Source organism: Bacillus sp. AF23 (assembly GCF_020861455.1).
Lineage (GTDB): Bacteria > Bacillota > Bacilli > Bacillales > Bacillaceae > Bacillus > Bacillus halotolerans.
Genome location: NZ_JAJHVY010000034.1, coordinates 83,780 through 91,327 on the forward strand (window position 1 = coordinate 83,780; position 7,548 = coordinate 91,327).

Annotated in this window: 6 protein-coding genes; 4 read left to right on the plus strand and 2 right to left on the minus strand. The window is 43.7% G+C overall.

Annotated elements, in window-relative coordinates:
• Entirely contained in the window at positions 1-1,107 is a 1,107-nt protein-coding gene (locus tag LNN34_RS18390; RefSeq protein WP_202647757.1) for a spore germination protein, read from the plus strand.
• Positions 1,104-2,228, plus strand: coding sequence for a Ger(x)C family spore germination protein (locus LNN34_RS18395; RefSeq protein WP_229044111.1), 1,125 nt, complete (start codon positions 1,104-1,106; stop codon positions 2,226-2,228). The genes LNN34_RS18390 and LNN34_RS18395 overlap by 4 nt, the downstream gene beginning before the upstream one ends.
• 46 nt (positions 2,229-2,274) lie before the next feature.
• Here the strand turns inward: LNN34_RS18395 and LNN34_RS18400 are convergent, their stop codons facing one another.
• Positions 2,275-3,648 (minus strand): sugar porter family MFS transporter, encoded by a 1,374-nt coding sequence (locus LNN34_RS18400; protein WP_059353658.1) that lies wholly within the window; start codon positions 3,646-3,648, stop codon positions 2,275-2,277.
• Between the two features lie 330 nt (positions 3,649-3,978).
• On the opposite strand from LNN34_RS18400, the gene LNN34_RS18405 reads away from it, so the two are divergent.
• Positions 3,979-4,947 (plus strand): LCP family protein, encoded by a 969-nt coding sequence (locus LNN34_RS18405; protein WP_069486829.1) that lies wholly within the window; start codon positions 3,979-3,981, stop codon positions 4,945-4,947.
• 155 nt (positions 4,948-5,102) lie between these two features.
• A complete protein-coding gene (locus tag LNN34_RS18410) occupies positions 5,103-5,963 on the plus strand; it encodes a Cof-type HAD-IIB family hydrolase (RefSeq protein ID WP_044159568.1) in 861 nt (286 codons plus the stop codon).
• Positions 5,964-5,998: 35 nt separating this feature from the next.
• Here the strand turns inward: LNN34_RS18410 and LNN34_RS18415 are convergent, their stop codons facing one another.
• A complete protein-coding gene (locus tag LNN34_RS18415) occupies positions 5,999-7,240 on the minus strand; it encodes a C40 family peptidase (RefSeq protein WP_082687836.1) in 1,242 nt (413 codons plus the stop codon).
• Between the last annotated feature and the right edge of the window lie 308 nt (positions 7,241-7,548).

A 7,548-nucleotide genomic window follows, 5' to 3' on the forward strand; every position in this document is an offset into this window, starting at 1 on the left:
ATGATGCAATCAGAGGACAAGCTTACATTTATGCAGACGCTTATTATGGTAAGCAGTACAATGATCGGTGCCGGTGTCTTAACCCTTCCCCGCTCAGCCGCTGAAACCGAAAGTCCGAGCGGATGGATTATGATCCTGCTTCAGGGCGTTATTTTTATCATTTATGCTCTGTTATTTTTGCCTTTTCTTCAACGAAACAGCGGAAAAACGATTTTTGAGCTCAACAGCATTGCAGCCGGAAAATTGATCGGTTTCTTTTTGAATTTATTTATTACCCTTTATTTTATCGGTATCGTATGCTTTCAAGCCCGGGTCTTGGGAGAGGTTGTCGCATTCTTTCTATTAAAAAACACGCCGATGGCGGTTGTCGTCATTATTTTTCTGGCGGTTGCCATCTATCATGTGGCCGGAGGCGTTTACCCCATTGCGAAGGTATATGCGTATATCTTTCCTATTACTATTATTATTTTTCTGATGCTGCTGATGTTTAGCTTTCGTTTGTTTCAGTTAGATTTTATCCGACCCGTATTTGCAGGCGGCTATCAAAGTTTTTTCTCTTTATTTCCTAAAACCCTTTTATATTTTTCAGGATTTGAAGTCATTTTGTATCTCATTCCCTTTATGAAAGATCCGAAGAAGGTTAAAAAAGCTGTCGCTTTAGGCATTGCAACCTCAACTGTTTTCTACAGCATTACTTTGTTTATTGTCATTGGCTGTATGAGTGTGGCTGAAGCTAAAACAGTGACGTGGCCGACCATTTCACTCATCCACGCATTAGAAATCCCAGGGATCTTTATTGAACGATTTGACCTGTTTTTACAATTGACTTGGACAGCTCAGCAATTTGCATGTATGCTCGGCTCCTTTAAAGGCGCGCATATCGGATTAACAGATGTCTTTCACCTAAAAAATAAAAACAATCCGTGGCTGCTTGCTGCACTGCTGGCTGTTACATTTTTCTTCACAATGCTTCCTGACGATCTGAATGCCGTGTTTTATTACGGTTCACTTCTCGGATATGCATTTTTAGGTGTCATTATCATACCATTTCTCATCTGGTTTTTGAGCTGGGTACAGAAGAAGCTGGGGAGGGGTCAGCTGCAATGAAGACAATTATAAAGCTTGCAGCAATGGTTCTGATGCTGCAGCTGCTCTGCGGATGCTGGGATGTCAAAAATATTGAAAAACTGTCTTTCGCCAGAGGACTTGCTATCGATGAAACTGATGACCATCAGTATAAATTAACCTATCAAAACCTTCTTCCCCAAAGTGAAGACAGCCAATCATCAGGAAAACCGGAATTTGTCAATGTGACCTCCCGCGGGAAAACCATTCTCGAAGCGGTCAGTGATGTATCCATCAAAGACCCTCCTATCTATAGCGATCATTTGAAAGTGATTCTTTTGGGAGAAAAGCTAATGAAAAATCAAAATATCGATCAATTGTTCAACCATTTTATCCGGGATGATGAGCTGAGGAGAAGCAGCTATTTGATGGCAGCCAGAGGGGAAGCTGGAGACATTTTCACGGAAGGAAGTCCAAAGCAGCAGCTGCCGATGCCTTCCGAAAAGCTGATTGATCTGACAAACAACAGCGGATATAACGGGAAAATTATGATACCGCTTCGGATCGGAAGAGCTTCTATCTATTGCCAAAACGGCTACAGTTTTCTCATTCAAGCCGTGAAAAACCAAAAGGGAAAAGCAAAGTATGACGGGGCTGGCATTATTAAAAGCGGCAGCAATAAACTCGTCGGATTTCTTTCAGCGGATGAAACACAAGCGCTGACATGGGTAATGGGGACGATCCCAGGCGGCGTCATGCCGGCGGAAGAAAAAGGATCTCCGATTACATTTGAGATTAAGAAGTCCAAATCAAAAATCAAACCTGCCATTCAGAATGGAAAGCCTGTCTTTCATATTTCTGTCAAAACAACAGGCATTCTGACAGAAGATCAAAGTCCAAGAGAAAATTCTTTTAGCGAGAGTTATTTGCGTAAGCTGGAAAACATTTTTGAGAAAAAGCTGAAACACGATATCAAGCAGATTATGGATCAGCTGCAGCATACGTATAAAGCAGACCCTATCTTTTTATCTGACTACGTTCGGATTCAATACCCGGATTACTGGAATAAAGTAAAAGGGCATTGGGATGAAACGTTCACTGAGGCAGAGTTCACATACGATATTTCGTTCAAAATCATTAATTTTGGAACGGTTGGAAGGTAAGCAGCAAAAAGGGTGCGCCTGTTGGCAGCACCCTTTTGAATATGATTTACGTTCCCGCTGTCTGCTGTTTACCTGCCGATCCTCCCTGACCGTTTTTATCGCGCAAATCCTGCTCGATTTCTTCAAGGCTTTTTCCTTTCGTCTCTGTTACTTTAAACCGGACAAATAGAAACGCCATAATGCCGATCGCAGCATAAATCAGGAATAAATAGCTGATGCCGATCGCTTCCATTAAAATTGGATAGGTTAGTGAAACAATCAAAGTTCCAGCGTGCAGCATCAAGGTGGAGACCCCAGTCCCGATGCCTCTCACATGAAGCGGAAATAGTTCAGGAAGCATCACCCAGACAACCGGGCCCCAGCTGACGGCAAACACAACAATAAACACGCCTAAGCAAATGACTGTCGTCCATGATGCGGCCGGGGTGTTATCGAAAAAGAGATTCACCATAGCCAGGACGATCAAGCTGATCACCATCCCTGCATTCCCGAATAACAGCAGCGGCTTTCTGCCGATTTTATCAATGATTTTAATGGCGAGAAGAGTCATAAGAACATTCACTGTTCCGATTCCGACCGTTCCTAAAATAGAAGCGGAGTTTCCGAACCCGACGTTTGTAAAGGTCTTCGGCGCATAATAAATGATTGTGTTCGTACCGATAAATTGCTGCAGAAACGCCAGTCCCAATCCGGCAATCAGCGCCGGGCGCACCCACGGATCGAACAGCTCCTTCAGACCGCCTTCGTCCTCTTTTTCCGCTTCTTTAATATCATCGATTTCCTGATCAATATCCTTTGTTCCCCGCAATCTTTGAAGAACTTTCTTCGCTTTGCCCTCTTCACCATTTGTAAACAGCCAGCGCGGGCTCTCAGGCATAAACAAAATACCAATGAGCAGGAGCAATGATGGTACGGCAGCCAATCCAAGCATCCAGCGCCACGCTTCCGCATCGGCAAATATGTAATTGACGATATAGGAAAGCAGGATACCGACCGTAATCATCAGCTGGTTGAGGGACGACAGCGCACCCCGTTTCTCTTTTGGCGCCAGCTCAGACAAATACAGCGGCACGATCGTTGTCGATGTTCCGACTGCCAGTCCCAGAATGATTCTAAAGAGCACCATCACTCCTGTATTTGGCGCAAGCGCAACTCCCAATCCGCCTATACAAAACAGCAGCGCGGCAGCCATAATCGCTTTTTTCCTGCCAAAACGGTCCGTCAGCTTGCCAGCCGCTCCGGAACCGAGTATCGCTCCGATTAATAAAGAGCTGACAACAAGTCCCTCTGTAAAAGCGTTGAGGCCTAAATCCTTTTTCATAAATAAAATGGCTCCCGAAATGACGCCGGTATCATAGCCGTATAAAGCGCCACCAAGAGCGCCGAAAAAATAAAGCCATATATTTGACTGCTTCTTCATAGAAATGACTTCCTTTCTCCAATCAGTGATCCAATGGTACTGTCCACGGAGTTTTTTAGAAATCTTTTAGCCTATTTTTCCGGCAAATAAACCTATGCAGACGTACAGACATCTAATATCCATTAATTTACTGGCGTTTTTTTCAACTGCACCGAAACATTTTTTTCCCCAGTGGCGTCCAATAGAAGGTGATTCAGCACATCATCATAAATCTCTAAAAACAAAAACATATAAATATAGGAATTTTTATCGAATATTGTCTTATCAGCAGTTGCCCTACGGCAAAATGAATGGTACGCTTCAAATATTAATGAAACGTGAGGTATTGATATGGAAGAACGATCACAACGTAAGAAGAAAAAGAGACGCCTAAGAAAATGGGTGAAATTATTAGCCGGTGTAATGGCTTTTCTCATCATTGCCGCAGGTTCTGTCGGCACATACGCTTATGTCAAACTGAACAACGCTTCTAAAGAAGCTCACGTCAGTCTTGCCCGCGGAGAACAATCTGTAAAACGGATTAAAGAGTTTGATCCTGGAAAGGATTCTTTCTCTGTATTGCTCTTAGGAATTGATGCCAGGGAGAAAAACGGTGAGACGGTAGACCAGGCCAGAAGTGATGCGAATGTACTGATTACCTTTAACCGCAAAGAAAAAACAGCCAAAATGCTGAGCATTCCGCGCGACGCCTATGTGAATATTCCAGGCCATGGCTATGATAAGTTTACGCATGCCCACGCCTATGGCGGCGTAGATCTAAGTGTGAAAACAGTTGAAGAAATGCTTGATATTCCCGTTGATTATGTAGTCGAAAGCAACTTCACCGCGTTTGAAGACGTGGTAAATGAGCTGAATGGCGTTACAGTCAACGTAAAAAGCGATAAAGTCATCCAGCAAATCAAAAAGGATACAAAAGGAAAAGTTGTCCTTCAACAAGGCACACACACGCTTGATGGAGAGGAAGCGCTGGCTTACGTAAGAACACGTAAAGCCGACAGTGACCTTTTACGCGGACAAAGACAAATGGAAGTGCTGAAAGCCATTATCGATAAATCAAAATCGCTTAGCTCCATTCCGGCTTATGATGATATTGTGGATACAATGGGAGAAAACTTAAAAATGAATCTATCTCTTAAAGATGCCATTGGCTTGTTCCCGTTTATCACTTCACTGAAGTCGGTTGAATCCATCCAGCTGACAGGCTATGACTATGAGCCTGGCGGCGTCTACTATTTCAGATTGAATCAGGAAAAACTGCAGGAAGTGAAAGAAGAGCTGCAAAACGATTTAGGTGTATAATGAACGGGATGGCGTGCAGCCATCCCGTTTTACATATTTCATTGTTGAAAAATAGGATCGTAAGGTTTAGCCTTGTCCTATATGGTTTATGTTTCGTATGAAAGCTGAACATACTACACGAAGCAGCTTCATTATTAAGGAGGTTTCCCCTACATATGAAATTAATAGCAATTGATTTAGACGGTACATTGCTGAATAAGGAAAGCATCATTTCTAATGAAAACAGAGCGGCTATCAAGCGGGCGCTTGATGCGGGTATCCTCGTTACCATTTGCACAGGAAGAGCAACGTTTGATGTTAAAGCGCTGCTGGAAGGCTTGGATATCCCTATCATCGCGGCAAATGGCGGAACGGTTCATGACAAAGGCTATAGCCTGATCAGCCGGACATTAATGGATCAAGAGGCCGGCAAAGCGATTGCTGATTACCTGCTCTCAAAAAATATTTACTTCGAGGTCTATACAGATGACCATCTGCTTTCTCCTTTTGACGGCGAATCTAAGCTTCAAGCAGAGCTTGACATTTTAAGGAGCGCCAATCCAGATGAAAACATGGATGAATTGTGGAAAGGAGCCATGACCCAGTTCAAGCAGTTCGGCATCAAACCGATCCCGCATATCGAATCGATTTTCGACGGCAGCGAAAACATTTACAAGCTCCTTTGCTTCTCCTTTGATATGGAAAAACTGAGACATGCGAAGGAAGAACTGAAGCATCATAAAAAACTGGCGCAAACCTCTTCCGGAAAGCACATTATCGAAATTCTTCCAGCCTCTTCCGGCAAAGGGCGCGCGCTGACTGAGCTTGCCGGCAAATACGGCATTGAGACGCAAGATATCTATGCGATTGGTGACAGTCCGAATGATTTATCCATGTTCGAAGTGGCAGGACACCGAATCGCCATGGAAAATGCGATTGATGAACTGAAAGAAAAAAGCACTTACGTGACGAAAAGCAATGATGAAAATGGCGTGGCCCACTTTATAGACCAGCTTCTATCCGGCCAATATGCATAAAGAAAAGACTCCAGAGATTCTGGAGTCTTTGTTTTTTATTGCACGCGAATACTTCCCGCGTATTTATCTTTCCAATACGTGCTCGTATTCATATTGGTAATGGTTACACCATTTGTTAATGTGACATGAACGACTTGGCCATTTCCGATATAGATGGCCGGGTTTAAGCTTGTTGATTGGAAAAAGACAATGTCTCCCGGTTTCAGGTCAGCCTTATCAACCTTTGTTCCCGCTTTATACTGGCTCGTCGCGTATCGGGGCAGTGAAATGCCTGCCGCTTTCTGGTAAACATATTGGATAAAGCCAGAAGTATCAAATCCTGTTTCTGGAGAAACCCCGCCCTTTTTGTAAGGAACTTCCCCGATATAGAGCGTCGCCTCCGACACAATCGGATTTTCTTTCGGAATCGTCAGGTTGTTAAACCGGCGGATGCCTGTCATCTTAGATTTCCAATAATCCTCTGATAAGTAGGAAATGGTTACTTTTTCAGACCGGCTCGCCTGAATGAACCTTCCGCCTCCTGCATAAATGCCGGCATGCGAAATTCCTGTTTTATACGTATTGCTGAAATAGATGACATCACCGGGTTTCATGTTCTGAAGCGCCACCTTCTCGCCTACTGCCCACTGCTGCTCTGCTGATCTCGGCAGATAGATGTCAAGCGCCTGTTTAAAGACATATTGCACAAGCCCTGAGCAATCGAAGCCCTCTGACGGCGTGCTTCCGCCAAAAACGTACGGAATGCCGAGGTATTTTTCGGCCTCCTGCACAACAGCCACATCAGCAGTCTCCGGATCGGCAGCGACTCGTTTCGCTCCAATGTAAGAGCCGCTCCAATAGCTGCTTTTTTTGTAGTTTGTTACGATAACCCCTTTTGATAGGGTGCTGTGAATCATTTGCCCGTCTCCAATGTAAAGAGCGGCGTGTGTCGGTGCAGTCCCGCTGCTTCCCGCTTTTTTGAAAAATAAAATATCACCTGGTTTTAGATCTGCCGGCTTTACTGCCATTCCGACTTTTGACTGGTCGTTCACAGATCTCGGCAGATGAATATCAGCCTGACCGAAAACATATTGAATCAATCCAGATGAATCGAAGCCCTCTTTCGGTGTTTCACCGCCGTATCTATACTTATACCCAAGCAGTTTCTTTGCTTCACTGATGATCAGGTCAGATTTTGCATCAGCCTCCGCAATATCCGCTTTTGTCATAATAGGAACCAAAAAACAAATCATAACGGCCACAAGCAAAAACTTCTTCCAGTTTGCCAGTGTGTTCACTTTTATTATCTCCTCCTCTATTTGCAGTTTTAACATCGGTATTTTTCTAGATATGTTAAGAGACTTTTTCATATTTTTACAGAATGAATATGCTGGCTTTCGAAATGGCAAATAAAAAAAGAGAATGTCTCGTAAGACATTCTCAGCTTGTAGAGAAAACGATGTTTTTTCTACAAGCTTTTTTGTTTTATACAGTTTCTTTAGATATTCATCAGGTTTCAGATGCAGAAAAAGCGCTCCCACATGCCTAGCCCTGCTTGGCTAGGTATGTGGCAATCTTCTTCATGTTCTGGCATGCGGCTGTGAGG